This is a genomic window from Flavobacterium sp. CR10 (genome assembly GCF_055814415.1).
Genome location: NZ_CP185985.1, coordinates 1,429,773 through 1,449,363, shown reverse-complemented (window position 1 = coordinate 1,449,363; position 19,591 = coordinate 1,429,773). Strand labels below are relative to the sequence as shown.

Genomic DNA, 19,591 nt, shown 5'->3' with positions numbered 1-19,591 from the left:
ATTTTCTTTTTTGCTTTTGCGAAGATACGAATTGATTTTTTCTAAAAAATGTTTTGCACAAACCAAAAATGATTATATATTTGCACCCGCAACAAGCACGGTACCTTAGCTCAGATGGTAGAGCAATGGACTGAAAATCCATGTGTCCCTGGTTCGATCCCTGGAGGTACCACAAAACCCGAATAGAAATATTCGGGTTTTTTGTTTTTTATACTTTTCTGTTTTATCTAACCCGCAAAGAGCGCAAGGTTCGCAAAGTTTAAAAATAACTTTGTGAACCTTTGCGTAAATCTTTGCGCTCTTTGCGGTTAAATCCTTTTTCACTTCGAAATCAATTGTCAATAAATAAATAGTTTTTGTTAAAAAAGTATTGACTGAATAAAAAATAATCTTATATATTCGTAAAACTGTATTTTTCTTTTTCATTCACTAACAAGATCTCAAAGCAGTTTTATGAGCAAAACTTCTACTAAAGGCATTTGGAAAGTAATTTCAGCCTCTTCTATGGGCACCATGATTGAATGGTACGATTTTTATATTTTTGGCAGTTTAGCTGTTGTTATTTCAACAAAATTTTTCCCTAGCGATAATCCGACCGCAGCGTTTCTATCAACTTTAGCCACGTTTGCTGCCGGATTTGTAGTTCGCCCATTTGGAGCTTTGTTCTTCGGAAGGCTTGGAGATATCATTGGACGAAAATATACTTTTATGGCTACCTTATTATTAATGGGTGGTTCAACCTTTTTGATAGGCTGTATTCCAAGTTATGAAACAATTGGTTTTCTAGCTCCATTATTAGTTTTGATTTTACGCCTGCTTCAAGGCCTTGCTCTTGGAGGAGAATATGGCGGCGCTGCTACTTATGTGGCCGAACATGCACCAGCAGGAGAAAAAGGATATTGGACTTCTTGGATTCAGACTACTGCGACTGTTGGTTTATTTATTTCGCTAATGGTTATTCTGGCCACGAAAAGTGTGCTTTCTGCAGAAGCTTTTGATTTATGGGGATGGCGCGTTCCTTTCTGGGTTTCGATTGCCATGGTTGGAGTTTCTTACTTGATTAGAAAAAACATGGATGAATCTCCCGTTTTCGCGAAAGCTAAAAAAGAGGGAACAACAAGTACAAATCCGTTGAAAGAGAGTTTTGGAAACCGATACAATTTAAAATTTGTTCTTTTAGCATTATTTGGAGCTACAATGGGACAAGGTGTTGTTTGGTATACGGGACAATTCTACGCAATGAGTTTCATGAAAACGGTCATGAATGTTGATTCTTCGCAAGTTGATGAATTATTAGGAATTGCCCTTTTGATTGGAACTCCATTTTTTATTGTTTTTGGATGGCTAAGCGATAAAGTTGGACGTAAATACATTATGATGCTTGGAATGTTATTAGCTATTTTTTCTTACAGACCTATTTATAAAATGATGTACAATACAACAGACATCAACCAGAAAACGGAAATAGTACAAAATCCAATTGAAAAAAGCGAAAAAAAAGCTGATGGAAGTACTATTACAACAACTCAAAAAAAATATACTGATGGTACAACCGTAACGGAGAAAAAAACGTACATGGACAAAAAAGATGCACAGACAAGTGTTTCAATTCATATTAATTCAAACGATAAATGGACTTTAATTCTTCTGGTTTTTATTCAAGTGCTATTTGTAACAATGGTTTATGGTCCGATTGCGGCATTTTTAGTAGAAATGTTTCCAACTAAAATCAGATATACTTCCATGTCTCTTCCTTATCATGTAGGAAATGGAATTTTTGGCGGATTGCTTCCTGCCATTTCCACTTATTTTGTATCACACGCCAAAACAGCAGGCAAAGCCGATTTTTATTTGGACGGATTATGGTATCCTATAATTATTGCTGGAATCTGCTTTGTTATTGGAATGATTTATATTGACAACAAAAACAAAATTACTCACCTTTAAAATTTACAAAAAAATGAATGCGATTAAACAAGTTTTAGGGGCGTTATGGATTGCTTTAGCAGCGGCGGCTGCCTATTTTTGCGTGTTTGAATTTGGTTTGCCAAAACTTCTTTCAGACCAGCAGGACGATTTAGTATTTGGTGTAATTATTCTATTTATACTAACGCCGCTTATTGTTATGGGCTTGGGAACATTTGGATATTATTCTTTAATTGGAGAATATAATAATCCGAAAAAGAAAAAAGAAAAAAACAATTATCGTTAAAACATAAAACTCCATCGACTTATTTAATCACCTCGAAAAAAACACATTTATATTACAAAAAACTACTTTAAGCAAAAAAGGGCTGTCCATTTCTAGACAGCCCTTTTTAATTACTAACCAAACCTAATTTTTAATAAACTTCACAACGCGAACTTTATTATTCTCGTCAAACGTCTTTACAAGATATAATCCAGAAGCTAAACTACTCGCTGAGAATTGATATTCTGTATTTCCGTTTGTATTAAATGTTTTTACTAATTGCCCTGTAATAGAATAGATATCTACTTTTGAGGTTTTAAACCCTAAAGTAAAATAATCGGCAACAGGATTTGGGTATAAACTAACTTGATTTCCTTTTTCAAAATCTTCTATTGCCAAATTTGCCTGTTTATTGCCATAAATTCTATATTCTCCGGGAGCCAAACTTATTGGAGCGTTTACATCGGTAACGTTAATCGTTGAATTATCCATTAAGTTGTACCATGCTCCTGTATATTGAAATCCTGGAATCATATTTTGTGCAGTTGTTTCAAAATTGGCCAAAATTACAACATCTTTAAGCTGAGCCGAAGTCAAATTGCTGTTCGTAATTTTGATATTAACCGTCAAAGTAGTCGTATTGGCCATTGTTGCTGTCCCTAAAAATACAGGCTCTGCTTTTTTAAGGGTAATCATCTTAGCCCAATCGTTGTAAATTTTGTTTCGATTAGAATCACCCAACCAATTTTCTGTCCATTGCGGTTGCGGTTTGGTGTCTAATTTACAGTCTCCTGGAGTAGTTGACGATTCATCATTTACAGTTCCGTTATTACAGCTAAAAATAGAATCATCCATTCCTAATTCTCCAAAATGCCAAATCATTTTTGGGCCAGGAATCAACAAAGAAACCGCCCCAATCGCAGACATTCTTGATAAAGCTGTATTTAATGTTTTTACATTATAACTTCCGTTTGAAGCTCCATATTGCACATTTTTATACATCAGACGTTCCTCATCGTGGCTTTCTGCATAACCCATTAAACGATTGGCAGCAAATCCGCGGTTTGCACTATTCATTCTAAAAATATTGCTTTCAGAAGCATATCCCATAGACAATTGATTGTATTCGTTTGTCATTTTCCCCCACATCATCACCCCTTTACTTGGTGTTTCTCCTACTCTGTAGTTAGCCCATTCCTTTTCTTCTACATCAGTCCCTAAATGCTCAAAAATAGTATAATGTGTAGGATCAATTGCCCAAGAAAAATCAGCATATTTTTTTAATACATCCACTCTATCTTGTTGATATGCGTTTGTACACGTTTGATCTGAAGCTGTACAAGCCTGCGTAAATCCTTTGGTTAAATCCCAACGGAAACCATCAATTTTATATTCTTCAATCCAATGTTTGATAACTCGATTTACATAATATTGTGTTTTTAAAGATTGATGATTAAAGTCTTCTCCAACACTATAACTATGTTTCGCTACAGTATTAAAATATGGATTTTCCGCAGTTGGCGAACCAAAACCGTCTCCATCAGGATCATTCATCCACATTCTGACCATCGGATTTCTTCCAAAAGCGTGATTTAACGCAACGTCAAGAATTACAGCAATTCCGTTTTGATGGCATAAATCAATAAACTCTTTTAATTTATCTGACGTTCCGTAAAACTTATCTAATGCCATATGAAAAGAAGTATTATACCCCCAACTTTCATTGCCTTCAAATTCCATTACAGGCATTAATTCAATAGCATTGATTTTTAAGTTTTTAAAATAATCTATTCTATCAATTAAACCCTGATAGCTTCTTGAAGCATCAAAATCGCGAACCAAAACCTCATAGACTACCAACTTTTCCTTTTCAGGTTTTACAAAATTGCTCACTTGCCAATTATAAGGAGTCTGCCCTGTTTTCAAAACCGTAACCTCAAAATTTTGCCCCGCAGGATAAGCAGGCATATTTGGATATTTAGCAGCTGGAATTGAAGGATCATCATAAGGAGATAATACTAAAGTAGAATATGGATCTGCCGCTTTTACTAAAGATGGCGAATTTGCCAACGGCGTTGCATCACCAACCCAATACTGATACATATTATTTACACCTGAAACTAAGCCAGTTATTTCTAACCAAAATTTTCCTGAAGACGGGTCTTTCTTCATAGCGTAAACAGATGTTGGCTGCCAATTGTTAAAGCTTCCCGCTACATAAACAAAGTCCTTTAATGGTGCGTCCAAAACCAAAGTCGCTTTTGTAGCATCGGAAGAATTATAATTAATTCCATCAACCATACCCGCTGGCATAGCCTGAGATATTGTATTTGGATTTACTATAACAGAAAATTTTTTAGAAACTGTAGTCGTTCCTTGAGTTGCAACTAATTCATAACTTTGGTTTCCTGTAATATTGATATGTGTATAAGAATAACTTGAAGTGCTGGCATTTGTATTAATTATTGTTCCATTAGCTTTTAAAGTATAACTACCTGCTCCTCCTGTGTTTGTTGCACTAATAGTAAAATTTGAGCCAGAATTGATGATCGAAGTGCTATTTTCAACCGGAGAAGTCAAAGTAACTTGGAAAGATCCGACTTCAACCAAAATATCTTGCGATTTTTTATCTCCTGTTCCATCTTTCGCTTTAACCAAAAAGCCAATTCGTCCTATTCCGTTTCTTGCAAAATATGTAGCAGGTGTAATTGTTTTGGTATAAGTATCAGTTCCTGCGTTATAGGTAAATTTACTTGCTTCGTTGGATGAAGTCCAAGTCCCGTTGGACGGACTATCCGATTGATTAGTATCATTTACATCATATGACCACGACCACAGATATAATGCGTTCGTGCCATTGATTCCCCATGAAGTTTCATTAATACTACTGCCATTTATAGTAATAGTAATAGATGATGTATCTTCAAAAGTAGAAGGATTTATTGAATAAGTAACTGTTTGAGGCTGGGCAAAAACGGTTACTGCCATCAATAAAAATATTGATAGTAATGTTTTTTTCATAATCTCGTGGTTTGTGTGGTTAGTTAGTTTGATTAAAAAAGGGCTATCTGGAGATAGCCCTTTTTCAGTTATTAACTGAAGTTCTTATTGATTAGGAATCATTACATAACTTCCGTCTAAATCATTGAAATAAATAACGTATTTAGATTTTGCTACAGGTATATTATCACCAGTTCCTCCTCCAGAGAAAGGAGTTTTTCCTCCCCATGAAACATCCCAAGCATCATTTGCTCTAAATTTAACCTCTCCATCATTCAAAGATGTAACTCCTAATGTCCAAACATGCGCATTGAAAGCTGATTTTACCATTGGAGTTGAAGCGTCCCAACCTTTAGAAGTAGCACTTCCAATAATTCCTACTGTTGAATAAGTTGTTGCCCCAGCACCAGCCGCATATGGATCTAATGTGTAAGTTAACTTTTGAACATCCATTTTAAATTTATAATATCCATCAGCAGGTATTTCTATACTTGGCGGATCTTGATCTGCTTCTGTTCCTCTATATACTAAAGAACCTGCAGATCCTCCATACATTGGAGCCCAATTTCCTAAGTTTTTAATAGCTTTGAAATATCCTTTTTTGAAATATCCCGTAAAAGTATATTCGTTAGCATTAGTTCCGCTTCTAAATAAAATTTGATTTCCTTTGTTATTATCCCAACCCGAAGCGGTTGCATCTCCAACTAAATACCAGTCAGAAAAATTATAATCAACTTTTCCAACATAAGGAGTAACACTAATTGTTATAATACCCTTAGAAACTTGTGCAAAGCCTCCAGCAACATCTGACTTAATTTTAACATCATACATTGCTGCCACTTCAGGTTTTCCTCCAAGATCAATAGCCGCTTGATTTAAATCTTTAACTAGAACCGAAACTTCTTTTACTCCATTAGCAGTCGTTCCAAGTGTTTTAGCCGCAGTAAAATCACCGCCTTTTTTATCAATCAATAAAGTATATTTTACAGATACTGAAGTTGAGTATTCTGCAGCTGACCAAGTAAATTTAGCTGCTTCTTCTCCAGCTTTTTCAACATCCAAAATATAGTTTTGCCCTGTTGCTGGCGCTGTAATTTCTGGTGCTGTAACCGCATCAAGAACTGGTCTTTCATCTACAGCATCAGCATTACATGAAACTGCCAATACACCAATAAATGCGATTAAAATTTTATATATATTTTTCATTTTTAAGTGCGATTAGATGTTAGTATCCTGGATTTTGTTTCAAAGTTGGATTTGCCTGAATTGTTTTAGCAGGAATTGGCATAAGATCTCTTGTTGAAGCAGTCGAAATTCCATTTTGAACGCCGCCTTTCCACTGCCAGATTTTATCTCCTCCTGTAAATTTCCCAAAACGAATTAAATCAGTTCTTCTATGGCATTCCCAATATAATTCTCTTCCTCTTTCCGCAAGAATAAAATCAAGCGTTAAATCTCCGGCTGTAATTGTTGGAGCATTTGCTCTTGTTCTAATTTGATTGATATAACCAACTGCCGTACCGATATTTGCTGAAGCTGCTCCTCTCACAGCTGCTTCTGCATACATTAGATAAGCATCTGTAACTCTAAACATTGGAAAATCTGTATCTGGTATATCCGTTCTCTGAGCAGCTGTCCCATTTGATTTTATATTTGTAAATTTTGTTATTGCGTAACCATCTGTAAAGGTTCCTATATTAGTAATATCCAATGCTTGACCAGGTGTATAAGAATATAATCTTTTATCTCCCCAAACTTGTTGTTTTCCTAAAGATACAGGAGCGTTATTAAATCCAGTTGGAGCAGGAACTTCAACACCATTCAAAGTGATTTTTCCAGTTACAAAATTGAACACATAAGTATTATTTGCATTATAACCTGACTGAGTTTCATTTCTGTCACTTGAATCAAATGCTTGACCATCTTTATTAACTAAAATACCAGTGTTAGTTACTAAGTTTTTACTTTTAGTTTGATAGAAATCAAAAGAACTAGTTGGTGCACCAAACGATCCGATAAACTCTTTACGAGCTCTGATTCCCTGCCATCCACCATCCATGCCTTGTGCAGCAGCATCCATACTTCCTCCGATAGAAGCGTGAAGTATAAAACTCATTCCGCCTCCAGTGGCTCTAATAGCATTTCCATCACTGACAATTGGGAAAATAAATTCATTTTGAGCTCCATTTTTGTCATTATCAGCAGAGAATAAATTACGATAAGGTATATTTGCAAAAGTATATCCTGAATTAATTACTTCAGTACACATTGTTGCGGCATCATTATTTCTTTCCGTTCCTGTATATACTTTAGCATTTAAATAAATTTGAGCTAATAAAAATTTAGCAGCAACTTTATCAATTCTTCCATATTCATTAGTTCTAGCATTTGGCAGACTGCTATCTAAATCTTTTAATTCAGACTCTACAAAAGCAAAAACTTCTGCCCTTGATTTTTGCACTGGATAAAAGAAACCAACAGGATCTGCTTCAGTCGTAATTGGCACATTACCAAATAAATCCATTAGGTTCACATAAGAGAAAGCCCTTAAGAAACGTGCTTCAGCTCTAAAAGTTGCTATTTCAGCTTTTAGACTTGCATCAACACCTCTTGAGTTTAATTTGTCTTCTGTTGTTTGTCTTAAAAACTCATTTGCCAAACTGATATGGTAAGATGCTCTAGAATATGTCCCGTATAAAAACTCATTATTAGGAGACCAAGTCTGAGTGTTCAATGTAGGCAAAGTACCATCAGCCCAAGCAATTATTGCTTCATCTGTAGTAAACTCCTGAGTTACAAAAAGCAAACGCAAGTAACTACTGAAATCCCCACTAAGACCAGCAATATCAGCTTGTCCATCACCATCATTTCCTCCTACATATAGTCCAGCATATAATTTTGCTAAAACTTGCTTGTAAGATGCTGGGTCTTCGAAAAAAGTTTCCGATAAAAATTCATCATCATCTTTTGGCGTCACGTTTAAATCGTCAGTACACGAAGTAAGCGTCATACTCATTCCTAAAATAAATAGGAAAAAATAAGATATATATTTAAATGATATTTTCATTTTGTATGTTTTAAATTTTTGTTTTTCAATGTACTTATTAGAAACTTGCATTTACTCCAAACAAGAACGTTCTAGCTCTTGGGTAAACGTTACCATCAATTCCGTTGAATTTCTCCGGATCCAATCCATCATATTTTGTAAGTACAAAAACATTCTGAACACCAGCTGAGAATCTTAAAGAAACATCTTTTAATAAAGATTTATCTAAAGTATATCCTAGAGTTACGTTATCTAATTTGATAAAAGAAGCATCTTTTACATAATAGTCTGATAAGTAACGTTGTGTTCCATTATCTTCAAAAACAAATCCAGTATTTAAGTAATCTGAACTTACATTTGACAAGTCAGTTTGTCTTCTTAAAGCAGCATCAGAATAGCCCATGTTAGAATTTACGTTATCAAAAATGTAATTTCCTAAACTTGCTCTCCAGTTCATTGTAAAATCAAACTTTTTGTAGTTTAAAGTTGAGAATAAACCAAATGTGTAATCTGCAGTTGGTTTGTTATATCTGTAACGATCGTTAGCATCAATTTTACCATCTCCGTTTCTGTCTACATAAGCTCCAGCGATTGGTTTTTTGTTAGCATCATATAATTGTTCGTAAACAAAGAATGAGTTTGGAGCCGATCCAACTGTGTTAATTAAAACTTTGTTTCCATTTCCACCTTTAATGTTATCTCCTACCTCATAACCTTGGAAACCTTCAACAGTTTGACCTAAACTTTCAATTTTTTGATCTAAGTATGTAGCATTAACAGCAACATTCCAAGTTAAATTATCTTTTTTAATGATATCAGATTGAAGGCTAAACTCAACTCCTTTTGTTCTTAAATCACCAATATTATTAAATCCTTGGTTTCTTAAGTTAGCTCCATCTGGAACCAATACATCAGCCAATAAGTCAGATGATTTCTTATCAAAATAGTTAAGAGTACCTGTAATTCTATCATTTAAGAATCCGAAATCAACCCCAATATTCATTTCAGCTAATTCTTCCCATTTGATATTTTGGTTATATCCTTCTGGTCTAGCTGTTCTGTAAACAACACCATTAAATACATACTGAGTATTAACAGTACCTAAAGTAACTCTTCTTAAATAATCGTACTGAGCAGAAATATCTTGCTGACCTGTAGTTCCATAACCAACTCTCAATTTTAAGCTAGAAAGCGTTTCATTATCTTTTAAGAAAGACTCTTCAGCAATATTCCATGCAAAAGCACCTCCCATAAAGTTACCCCATCTGTTTTCTTCAGAAAAACGTGAAGTTCCGTCTCTTCTGTAGTTTAAAGTCAATAAATATTTACTGTCCCAACCTAAATTCACACGACCAAAATACGATTGCAAATTGATGTCTGGATCCGTAATAACATCCTCATTTCTTGTAGCTGCAGGCTGTGTAAGCGCTCCTGATTGATATTTTTCTTTTTGGAACAATTGGTAGTTATAACCAGCAGTAGCATCCAATTTAAGTTTTCCTATATTTTTGCTATAAACAAAATAGGTATTTAAATTTTTGTTTTGAAGGTCATCAGTATAAGTATCATAGTTACCCAAATTTACCCAAGTCCCTGAACTAAAAGGGTTTGGCTGATATCCTAAAGCACTTTCTGTACTTTGTCTGTTGTATCCGCTACTGTCAAATCTGTCAATACCAGCTTCAGCAACAACTCTTAAATCTTCGAAAAAGTGGAATTTATAGTCAACGCTAATATTACCCCATTTTCTTGTAGATTTAGATCTTTTATCTTCTTGATTTAATCTCGCAACAGGATTTTTAGCAGGTAATAATGCTAAATTTCCGTTTGGCTCCAACCATTCAAAATATCCTCCATAACGAGAACCTGCTTGGTAAGGAGATTGAGTTGGATCAAAACTGATTGCAGAACCAATAACTGCGTCTTCGTCCTGAAATTGATTTTTACTGAAAGATAAGTTTCCGCTAATATCAATTTTTAAGTGATTGTCAAATAAAACTGGATTTAACGATATCGATGTCGTAGTTCTTTCAAAAGAAGTATTTCTTAAGATTCCTGGGTTATCAACATTTCCAACAGATAAACGTACCGGCAATTTATCAAATAAAGCACCGCTTACAGAGATATTATTGTTTGTTGTAAGAGCTGTATGGAAAATTTCATCTTGCCAGTTTGTGCTTGCAGTTCCCATTAATGCTTTTTGAGCATCGCTTCCTTTTTCGTTTACGAAAGCACGAAATTGATCTGCACTTAAAACATCAACTGTATTAGCAACTGTATTAATACCAACTTGAGAACTGAAGTTTACTTTTACACCACCTTTAGTCCCTTTTTTAGTTGTAATTACAATTACACCATTTGCCGCACGAGAACCATAAATAGCTGCCGCAGAAGCATCTTTTAATACTGTAAAAGATTCAATATCATTTGGATCAATCGTAGATAAAATACTTGTAGCACCACTTGGCACAGCATTACTTAATGGAAGTCCGTCCAAAATAATCAATGGATCATTAGAAGCACTTAATGAAGATCCTCCACGAATTCTAATATCTGCTTTTGCTCCAGGTGCTCCACCTCCAACAACATTCACACCAGCAATACGACCACCAATTAAACTTTCTGGAGTTACGTTAATACCTTTGTTAAATTCTTTTGCTGAAATTTGAGAAACAGAACCCGTAGCATCTTTTTTCTTAACAGTACCATAACCTACTTGTACAACAACTTCTTGTAATTGATTTGTATCTTCGCTTAAAGAAACAGCTAAGTTTTTTTGACCATTAAATACAATAGTCTCTGTTTTGTATCCGATAAATGAAACTAAAATTTTGTCTCCATTTTTCAGATTAGGCAATTGAAATTTACCATCAAAATCAGTAGAGGTACCTCCTGCAGCACCTTGAACATTTACATTTACTCCCGGTATTGGCTGACCTGTGGTATGATCAGTTACCGTACCATTTAAAGTGTTCTGAGCCAACACTGTAAAAGGCAACAATAGGAATAAAAATAACAACTTTTTGTAAATTGTTTTCATACTTTTTGTTTAAATTAGTTTTGAGTTTTTGAATGTTAGTTAAGTTTTTAATTTTACTTCGAATTTCAAAATTATGAATTTATTAACATGCTCAACCAGAGACATTTTTTATTGCTTTACGAAAACGTGGTAGTGTTGAAAACTTTCTATATTTTGTAATCTTTTAGCGTTAAAATTGTCAATTATAAAAATTTCAGATACCTTTATTATTAAATAGATTTTTTTCAATTAACTACATGAAACGAAAAATAACCCTAAAACAGATTGCAAAAGAACTGGATGTTTCTATTTCAACTGTCTCAAAATCACTTAGAAACAGCCTTGAAATTGGAGAAGAAACAAGGCTAAAAGTGCAGGCTTTTGCAAAGTTTTACAACTATAAACCCAACAATATTGCCCTTAGTTTAAAAAACCGAAAAACTAAGAGTATTGGCATCATTATTCCCGAAATTGTACACTACTTTTTCTCTACTGTAATCAACGGAATTGAACAGGTTGCGAACGAATATGGCTACAGCGTAGTAATCTGTGTATCTGATGATTCCTTTGATAAAGAAGTTCTAAATATGGAGATGTTAGCCAATGGAAGTATCGACGGTTTTATCATGTCTCTTTCTAAAGAAACCCAATATAAAGGCGACTTTCACCATATTACGGAAGTTATCAATCAAGGAATGCCTGTGGTTATGTTTGACCGCGTTACCAATGATATTTTATGTGATAAAGTTATTATTGATGATAAATCTGCAGCATATGAAGCCGTTCAGAGTTTAATCGACAGCGGACGTAAAAAAATCGCACTCGTAACAACAGTTGATTATGTAAGTGTTGGAAAATTAAGAACTGACGGTTACGAAAAAGCTTTATTAGATAACGGACTGCCTTTTAATGAAGATTTAATCATAAAAATTGAAGATGTAGATACTTGCGAAATAACCATTTCTGAGCTTCTGCACGCCAGAGCTTTCGATGCTGTTTTCGCTGTAAATGAACTTTTCGCAGTGACTATTATCAAAACTGCGAATAAAATGGGATTAAAAGTTCCTGAGGATTTAGCGGTCATTGCATTTACAGACGGAATTATTTCAAAGTACTCTACTCCAACCATTACTACTGTAAGTCAAAGCGGTGAAAAAATGGGAAATAAAGCCGCTAAAATGCTTATTGAACGTATAGAAGCTGAAGAAAATGAGGATGAAGAGCACACTGAAAATTACATTACAGAAGTCATAGAAACTCATCTCATAAAAAGAGAATCCACTGATTAAATTTCTTAAAATCAATACTTTCTAAAGCCATAAAAAATATTTATGGCTTTTTTATTAGCATATATAAAAAAATAATTTATAATTTTACGCCCGTCAAGGCTTTTAGTTTTACTTCGAAAGAAACAAAGTTTTGATAAGCAAAGCGCTTATCGTATAATTTTTCAAATTACGATAATGGAAAAGCGTAAATTAAGTTTCTGGGAAATCTGGAACATGAGTTTCGGTTTCTTAGGAATCCAAATGGGGTTTGCACTTCAGAATGCAAATGCCAGCAGAATTCTTCAAATTTTTGGTGCCGACGTACATGAACTTTCGTGGTTCTGGATTATTGCTCCCCTTATGGGATTAATAGTGCAACCCATTATTGGTCATTACAGCGATAAAACCTGGGGAAGATTCGGCAGACGAAAACCTTTCTTTTTAGTGGGAGCCATTCTAGCTTCGGTAGGATTAATTCTAATGCCGCAAGCTAACATTTTCATTTCTGTTTTACCTGCCTTATGGGTCGGAGCTGGAATGCTAATGATTATGGATGCCTCTTTCAACATTGCGATGGAACCTTTCAGAGCACTTGTTGGAGACAATTTAAGGACAGATCAGCGTACTGCAGGATTTAGCATCCAAACTTCTTTAATTGGTTTTGGAGCCGTAATTGGTTCTGCATTGCCATACATTCTTACGAAATATTTTGGCGTACCAAATAGCACAGTTCCTGGAAGCGTTCCATTAAACCTAACGTTATCTTTCATTATTGGAGCAGCAGTTTTAATTGGTTCAATCTTAGTTACGTTATTCACAACAAAAGAATATTCACCAGAAGAATTGGCAAAATTTGAAGATCCACAAAATGATGCGATTTCTGATTCTGAAGAAAAATCAAAAATTACAGACATCTTTACCGATTTTGCAAAAATGCCTGTTACAATGCGTCAGTTAAGCTGGGTGCAGTTTTTCTCTTGGTTCGGATTGTTCGGAATGTGGGTTTTTACCACTCCAGCAATTGCGCACCACATTTACGGTTTACCATTGGAAGATACATCAAGCCAGCAATATCAAGACGCTGGTGACTGGGTCGGAATCCTGTTTGGCGTTTACAACTTAGTATCTGCCATTGTCGCTTTGTTTTTCTTGCCTTATATCGCTAAAAAAATTGGAAGAAAAGCAACACATTCTCTTTCATTGGTTATCGGAGGAATTGGTTTAATCTCCATTTATTTCATGCCAAATGAAGACTGGGTTGTACTGCCAATGATCTTAATCGGAATTGCTTGGGCGAGTATCCTGGCAATGCCTTACGCTATTCTTGCGGGTTCAATTACACCTAAAAAAATGGGGGTTTATATGGGAATCTTCAACTTCTTTGTTGTTATTCCTCAAATTGTAAACGCTTTAATTGGTGGTCCAATCGTAAAATACCTTTACAATGGAGACGCTATTTACGCCTTAGTTACTAGCGGAGTTAGCTTTCTAATTGCTGCTGCTTTAGTTTCTAAAGTAAAAGACGTAGACGACTTTACTCAAAAATCATAATTAAGAATTTTCCATACAATGAGCAAAAAAGCATTCATATTCGATCTTGACGGAGTGATCGTTGATACCGCTAAATACCACTTTTTGGCTTGGCAAAAAATTGCCAAATCGTTAAATATCAATTTTACGCACGAAGACAACGAACTTCTAAAAGGTGTTAGCCGCGTTCGTTCGCTAGACATTATACTTGGGTTAGGAAATGTTCAAGCTACTCAAGAACAAAAAGATCAATGGTTAATTCAAAAAAATGAAGATTACCTATCTTATTTAGTTGACATGGATGAAAGTGAGGTTCTTCCTGGGGTTTTAAAAGTCCTAAAACTATTAAAAGATAAAAACCAAGGAATTGCACTGGGTTCTGCCAGTAAAAATGCAAGACCAATTCTAGAAAAAACAGGCGTTCTGACGTACTTCGATGTTATTGTTGACGGAAATGATGTCAGCAATGCAAAACCAGACCCTGAAGTTTTCTTAAAAGCGGCTCAATTATTAAACATTGATCCAAAAAATTCAATCGTATTTGAAGATTCTGTTGCCGGAATTCAGGCAGCAAACATAGCAGAAATGGTAAGTGTGGGAATTGGTGAGGAAACAATTTTACATGAAGCTGATCATATTTTTAAAGATTTTACCCAAATCGAAACAAGCTTTATTGAAGAGTTAATTGGATAATTAGAAAATGTGTCAATGAGATAATGTTGCTCATCGGCAAATATTCTAATGAAACAATTACTCAAATGAATGTAAAAAGTTAATAAGAAACCAAGGCAATTATCGAATTACCAAATTGCCGAATTATCTAATTTAAAAGATGAACCAAGATTATATAAAACCAGACAATTGGTCTATTATTGAAGAAGGATTTGATGCAGAGAGAGTAAAATCTTCTGAAAGTCTTTTTAGTATCGGGAATGGCGCTATGGGACAGCGCGCCAATTTTGAGGAAACGTATTCCGCAGAAACTTTCCAAGGAAGTTATATTGCAGGAATTTACTATCCAGACAAAACAAAAGTGGGCTGGTGGAAAAACGGTTATCCAAAATATTTTGCTAAAGTACTTAACGCTCCAAACTGGATAGGAATAGATATCGAAATCAACGAAGAAAATCTGGATCTAAATACTTGTACCGAAGTTAGAAACTTTCGTAGAGAATTGAATATGAAAGAAGGTTGGTACAATCGTTCTTTTGAAGCAGTCTTGAGAAATGGAACTGAAATCGCGGTAAACGTTCGTCGTTTTCTTTCATTAGATTTAGACGAAGCTGGAGTAATTAAATACGATATTACACCTTTAAACAAAGATGCAAAAATCGTTTACAAACCGTATATCGACGCTGGCGTAACCAATGAAGATGCCAACTGGGAAGAAAAATTCTGGGAACCTTTGGAGGTTAAAAAAGGGACAAACGAAGCTTTTGTAACCGCTCAAACTTTCAAAACGCATTTTAAGGTTACGACTTTCATGCACAATACGATTTTTGCTAACGGAGAAAATGCAAATATTTCACCGTCAACAATCGATTCAACTGTAGATAAAGTTCAGTACACTTACGGAACTATTATCGCAAAAGGACAAACCTCAACTATCCAGAAAATTGGAGGTTATGCCATTTCTTTAAACCACGAAAATACCTTAGCTGGAGCCGAAAAAGCAATAAAATCTGCTGTTGCTTTAGGTTACGAAACTTTACTTCAAAACCAAATTGAAGCTTGGGCGAAAATCTGGGAAATGTCAGATATTACAATCGAAGGCGATGTTAAAGCACAACAGGGAATTCGTTTCAACATTTTCCAATTAAACCAAACGTATTCTGGAAAAGATTCTCGTTTAAATATTGGTCCAAAAGGTTTCACTGGAGAAAAGTACGGGGGATCTACGTATTGGGACACTGAAGCTTATTGCATACCGTTTTACATGGCAACAAAAGATCAGCAGGTGGCGAGAAACTTGTTGACGTACCGTTACAATCAATTAGACAAAGCGATTGAAAATGCTAAAGACAATTTAGGTTTCAAAAACGGTGCTGCTTTATACCCAATGGTAACCATGAATGGTGAAGAATGCCACAACGAGTGGGAAATCACACACGAAGAAATTCATAGAAACGGAGCGATTGCTTTTGCCATCTACAACTACAACCGCTACACGGGAGATTACTCTTATATTCCAGAAAAAGGTCTTGAGGTTTTAATCGGAATTGCGCGTTTCTGGCATCAAAGAGCTTCTTTTTCTAAAGATAAAAACCAATATGTAATCCTTGGAGTTACAGGTCCAAACGAATACGAAAATAACATCAACAATAATTTCTACACCAATTATATTGCAAAATGGTGTATTGATTTTGCTGCAGAACAAATCGAAAAAGTAGCTTCAGAATATCCTGCAGACCACAAAAGAGTTATGGATAAAGTAAGTCTTTCTGCTGAAGAAATCAAAGAATGGAAAAAAGTGGCAGATGATATGTACTTCCCTATTTCTGAAGAACTTGGAATTTATCTTCAGCAAGATGGTTTCTTAGATAAAGAATTAGTTCCTGTAAAAGATTTAGATAAATCACAGCGTCCAATCAACCAAAAATGGTCTTGGGACCGTGTGCTGCGTTCGCCATATATCAAGCAAGCTGACGTTTTACAAGGCTTTTATTTCTTCGAAGATCATTTTTCGAAAGAAGAATTAAAACGCAATTTTGAGTTTTACGAATCGTTTACCGTTCACGAAAGTTCGCTTTCTCCTTGTGTACACTCGATTCAAGCTGCTGCTTTAGATAAAATGGACATGGCATATACCTTTTATTTAAGAACTTCTCGTTTGGATTTGGACGATTATAATAAAGAAGTAGAAGAAGGTTGTCATATCACATCAATGGCTGGTACTTGGATGAGTATCGTAGAAGGTTTTGGAGGAATGCGTGTGAAAAATGATCAGCTTCATTTCTCTCCAAAAATTCCAAAAGAATGGAAAGGCTATTCGTTTAAAATCAATTTCAGAAACCAGATTCTGAAAGTAGCTGTAAATCACAACGAAACAACATTTACTGTAGACGGCGATCAAGATTTAACAATTATCGTTAACGGAAAACCTGAAATTGCAAGTAAATTTGTACAAATAAATTAATACAATAAACCATTAGGTATAATTAATTAACACATAGAAACATAGATTTAGAGCACTCAAAAGGCGTTTCACTTATTTAAAATAAACATAGTTGGCTATGTGAAAGAAACAGGTTTCTCTTTATTCTCTTTTTTTAAAATAAAATCTATGTTTCTATGTGTTAAAAACAATTACACCACCAATACGTTACTATAAATTTAAAATCTAAAAAACATGAAAAACTTATTTTTCGCAAGTTTAATTTTGTTTGCGTTCAGCACCGTTGCAAAAGCGCAGCAGTTAAAATCACCCGAAGGAAAGTTCGTAATGGAATTTTCTCTTCAAAACGACGGAACTCCAGTTTACAATTTAAAATACAAAAACAAAGAAGTTATTAAAACCAGTAAACTGGGTCTTGAACTTAAAGATGATAAAAAATCTTTATTGAACGACTTTACAATTGCTGACACGAAAACTTCAACTTTTGACGAAACTTGGAAACCAGTTTGGGGAGAAGTAGATCACATCAGAAATCATTATAATGAACTGGCAGTTACTTTAAACCAAAAAAGTACTGACAGACAAATTGTAATTCGTTTTCGTTTATTCGATGACGGTTTAGGATTCAGATATGAATTTCCAGCCCAAAAGAATCTTACTTACTTTGTAATCAAAGAAGAAAGATCTCAATTTGCCATGACTGGAGATCATACTGCTTTCTGGATTCCAGGAGATTATGACACTCAGGAATATGATTATACAAAATCAAAATTATCTGAAATTAGAGGTTTATCTCAAAAAGCATACACGGCAAACGTTTCTCAAAAATCTTTTTCACCAACAGGAGTTCAAACTTCTTTGATGTTAAAAACAGCTGACGGAATCTATATCAACTTACACGAAGCTGCTTTGATTGACTATTCTTGCATGCACTTGAATTTAGACGATAAAAACTTAGTTTTCGAATCTTGGTTAACTCCTGATGCAAAAGGAGACAAAGGTCATATGCAGGCGCCAAATCACTCTCCTTGGAGAACGATTATGGTAAGCGATGATGCCAGAGAAATCTTAGCTTCAAAAATGACGTACAACTTAAACGATCCATCAAAAATTGATGATACTTCTTGGATTAAACCAGTAAAATACGTTGGTGTTTGGTGGGAAATGATTACAGGAAAAAGCTCTTGGTCATATACTAACGATTTCCCAACAGTTCAATTGGGAGTTTCTGACTTTTCAAAAGCAAAACCAAACGGAACTCACGGAGCAAACAATGCTAATGTGAAAAAATACATTGATTTTGCTGCTGCAAATGGTTTCGATGCTGTTTTGGTTGAAGGATGGAACGAAGGCTGGGAAGACTGGTTTGGACATTCTAAAGATTATGTTTTTGATTTCTTAACTCCTTACCCAGATTTCGACGTAAAAGCTTTACACGAATATGCTAAATCTAAAGGTGTAAAAATCATCATGCACCACGAAACTTCAGGATCTGTTCGTAACTACGAACGCCACATGGATGCAGCTTACAAATTCATGAACGATAACGGATATGATGCTGTAAAAAGCGGTTACGTAGGTGATATTTTGCCAAGAGGTGAAAACCACTACAGCCAATGGATTGTAAATCACTATCAATATGCAATCGAAAAAGCAGCTGATTACAAAATTATGGTGAACGCTCACGAAGCAGTTCGTCCAACAGGAATTGCAAGAACATATCCGAACTTAATTGGAAACGAAGCAGCAAGAGGAACAGAATACCAAGCTTTTGGAGGTTCTAAACCAAATCACGTTACGGTATTACCATTTACACGTTTAATTGGTGGTCCAATGGATTACACTCCGGGAATCTTCGAAATGGATATCAGCAAAATGAATCCGGATAACAAATCGCATGTAAACAGTACAATTGCAAATCAATTGGCATTATACGTTACGATGTACAGTCCGTTGCAAATGGCAGCTGATACTCCGGAAAACTACAACCGTTTTCCAGATGCATTCCAATTCATTAAAGATGTGGCTGTAGACTGGTCAGAAAGTAAATATATTGAAGCTGAACCAGGTGATTTTATCACAGTTGCGCGTAAAGCAAAAGGAACAAACAACTGGTTCGTTGGAAACGTAAACGGAGAAACTCCTCGTACGTCAAACATCGATTTCAGTTTCCTTGAAAAAGGTAAAAAATACACAGCAACAATTTATGCTGATGCAAAAGATGCGCATTACAAAACAAATCCGCAAGCTTATGCTATCAAGAAAATTGCTGTAACTAATAAATCAAAATTATCTCAGTTTTCTGCTCCAGGAGGAGGTTATGCGATAAGCATTATCGAAAACAAATAATTTTTAAAGACAAGTAATTACCCCCAAGATTACTTGTCTTTTTTTTAATCAACATCTTTTTGTCACATCGAGC

11 protein-coding genes and 1 tRNA gene are annotated in these 19,591 nt (G+C 35.0%); 8 read left to right on the top strand and 4 right to left on the bottom strand.

Translation table 11 applies throughout. The annotated features are described in order from the left end of the window. Window positions 1–99: 99 nt before the first annotated feature. The 3 genes from ACNRYB_RS06620 to ACNRYB_RS06610 all read left to right on the top strand — a co-directional run bounded on the left by ACNRYB_RS06620 (window position 100) and on the right by ACNRYB_RS06610 (window position 2,212). Window positions 100–172: transfer RNA gene (locus ACNRYB_RS06620), tRNA-Phe, on the top strand. Between the two features lie 281 nt (window positions 173–453). Next, entirely contained in the window at window positions 454–1,947 is a 1,494-nt protein-coding gene (locus ACNRYB_RS06615; protein ID WP_473729596.1) for an MFS transporter, read from the top strand. A 13-nt stretch (window positions 1,948–1,960) separates the two neighbouring features. After that, entirely contained in the window at window positions 1,961–2,212 is a 252-nt protein-coding gene (locus ACNRYB_RS06610; protein ID WP_473729595.1) for a DUF6814 family protein, read from the top strand. Between the two features lie 123 nt (window positions 2,213–2,335). On the opposite strand, the gene ACNRYB_RS06605 is transcribed toward ACNRYB_RS06610, so the two are convergent. From ACNRYB_RS06605 to ACNRYB_RS06590, 4 genes are all read right to left on the bottom strand, one after another. Then, the gene (locus tag ACNRYB_RS06605) at window positions 2,336–5,212 is read right to left on the bottom strand and encodes an alpha-amylase family glycosyl hydrolase (protein ID WP_473729594.1); all 2,877 of its coding nucleotides are present in this window, start codon (window positions 5,210–5,212) and stop codon (window positions 2,336–2,338) included. A gap of 84 nt (window positions 5,213–5,296) precedes the next feature. Next, window positions 5,297–6,397, bottom strand: a complete 1,101-nt coding sequence (locus tag ACNRYB_RS06600) for a SusE domain-containing protein (RefSeq protein WP_473729593.1) — start codon at window positions 6,395–6,397, stop codon at window positions 5,297–5,299. A 19-nt stretch (window positions 6,398–6,416) separates the two neighbouring features. Then, window positions 6,417–8,258, bottom strand: a complete 1,842-nt coding sequence (locus ACNRYB_RS06595) for a RagB/SusD family nutrient uptake outer membrane protein (protein WP_473729592.1) — start codon at window positions 8,256–8,258, stop codon at window positions 6,417–6,419. A 37-nt stretch (window positions 8,259–8,295) separates the two neighbouring features. Continuing rightward, the gene (locus ACNRYB_RS06590) at window positions 8,296–11,277 is read right to left on the bottom strand and encodes a SusC/RagA family TonB-linked outer membrane protein (protein WP_473729591.1); all 2,982 of its coding nucleotides are present in this window, start codon (window positions 11,275–11,277) and stop codon (window positions 8,296–8,298) included. Between the two features lie 236 nt (window positions 11,278–11,513). On the opposite strand from ACNRYB_RS06590, the gene ACNRYB_RS06585 reads away from it, so the two are divergent. From ACNRYB_RS06585 to ACNRYB_RS06565, 5 genes are all read left to right on the top strand, one after another. Continuing rightward, the gene (locus tag ACNRYB_RS06585) at window positions 11,514–12,545 is read left to right on the top strand and encodes a LacI family DNA-binding transcriptional regulator (protein WP_008466448.1); all 1,032 of its coding nucleotides are present in this window, start codon (window positions 11,514–11,516) and stop codon (window positions 12,543–12,545) included. A gap of 174 nt (window positions 12,546–12,719) precedes the next feature. Then, on the top strand, window positions 12,720–14,075 hold the full coding sequence (locus tag ACNRYB_RS06580; protein WP_066032947.1) for an MFS transporter: 1,356 nt from the start codon (window positions 12,720–12,722) through the stop codon (window positions 14,073–14,075). 18 nt (window positions 14,076–14,093) lie between these two features. Next, the gene (gene pgmB, locus ACNRYB_RS06575; protein ID WP_473729590.1) at window positions 14,094–14,747 is read left to right on the top strand and encodes a beta-phosphoglucomutase; all 654 of its coding nucleotides are present in this window, start codon (window positions 14,094–14,096) and stop codon (window positions 14,745–14,747) included. Window positions 14,748–14,886: 139 nt separating this feature from the next. Then, window positions 14,887–17,190 carry a glycoside hydrolase family 65 protein gene (locus ACNRYB_RS06570; RefSeq protein WP_473729589.1) on the top strand — a complete coding sequence of 768 codons (2,304 nt, stop codon included), beginning with the start codon at window positions 14,887–14,889 and terminating at the stop codon, window positions 17,188–17,190. Window positions 17,191–17,403: 213 nt separating this feature from the next. Continuing rightward, window positions 17,404–19,518 (top strand): glycoside hydrolase family 97 protein, encoded by a 2,115-nt coding sequence (locus ACNRYB_RS06565; protein WP_473729588.1) that lies wholly within the window; start codon window positions 17,404–17,406, stop codon window positions 19,516–19,518. Window positions 19,519–19,591 lie beyond the last annotated feature (73 nt).

What these genes read in the sequence shown, in the direction of transcription:
- ACNRYB_RS06565 (WP_473729588.1), top strand. Translation starts at nt 17,404, where the DNA reads ATGAAAAACTTATTTTTCGCAAGTTTAATTTTGTTTGCGTTCAGCACC.
- ACNRYB_RS06605 (WP_473729594.1), bottom strand. Translation starts at nt 5,212, where the DNA reads ATGAAAAAAACATTACTATCAATATTTTTATTGATGGCAGTAACCGTT.
- ACNRYB_RS06585 (WP_008466448.1), top strand. Translation starts at nt 11,514, where the DNA reads ATGAAACGAAAAATAACCCTAAAACAGATTGCAAAAGAACTGGATGTT.
- ACNRYB_RS06600 (WP_473729593.1), bottom strand. Translation starts at nt 6,397, where the DNA reads ATGAAAAATATATATAAAATTTTAATCGCATTTATTGGTGTATTGGCA.
- ACNRYB_RS06570 (WP_473729589.1), top strand. Translation starts at nt 14,887, where the DNA reads ATGAACCAAGATTATATAAAACCAGACAATTGGTCTATTATTGAAGAA.
- ACNRYB_RS06580 (WP_066032947.1), top strand. Translation starts at nt 12,720, where the DNA reads ATGGAAAAGCGTAAATTAAGTTTCTGGGAAATCTGGAACATGAGTTTC.
- ACNRYB_RS06615 (WP_473729596.1), top strand. Translation starts at nt 454, where the DNA reads ATGAGCAAAACTTCTACTAAAGGCATTTGGAAAGTAATTTCAGCCTCT.
- ACNRYB_RS06595 (WP_473729592.1), bottom strand. Translation starts at nt 8,258, where the DNA reads ATGAAAATATCATTTAAATATATATCTTATTTTTTCCTATTTATTTTA.
- pgmB (WP_473729590.1), top strand. Translation starts at nt 14,094, where the DNA reads ATGAGCAAAAAAGCATTCATATTCGATCTTGACGGAGTGATCGTTGAT.
- ACNRYB_RS06610 (WP_473729595.1), top strand. Translation starts at nt 1,961, where the DNA reads ATGAATGCGATTAAACAAGTTTTAGGGGCGTTATGGATTGCTTTAGCA.
- ACNRYB_RS06590 (WP_473729591.1), bottom strand. Translation starts at nt 11,277, where the DNA reads ATGAAAACAATTTACAAAAAGTTGTTATTTTTATTCCTATTGTTGCCT.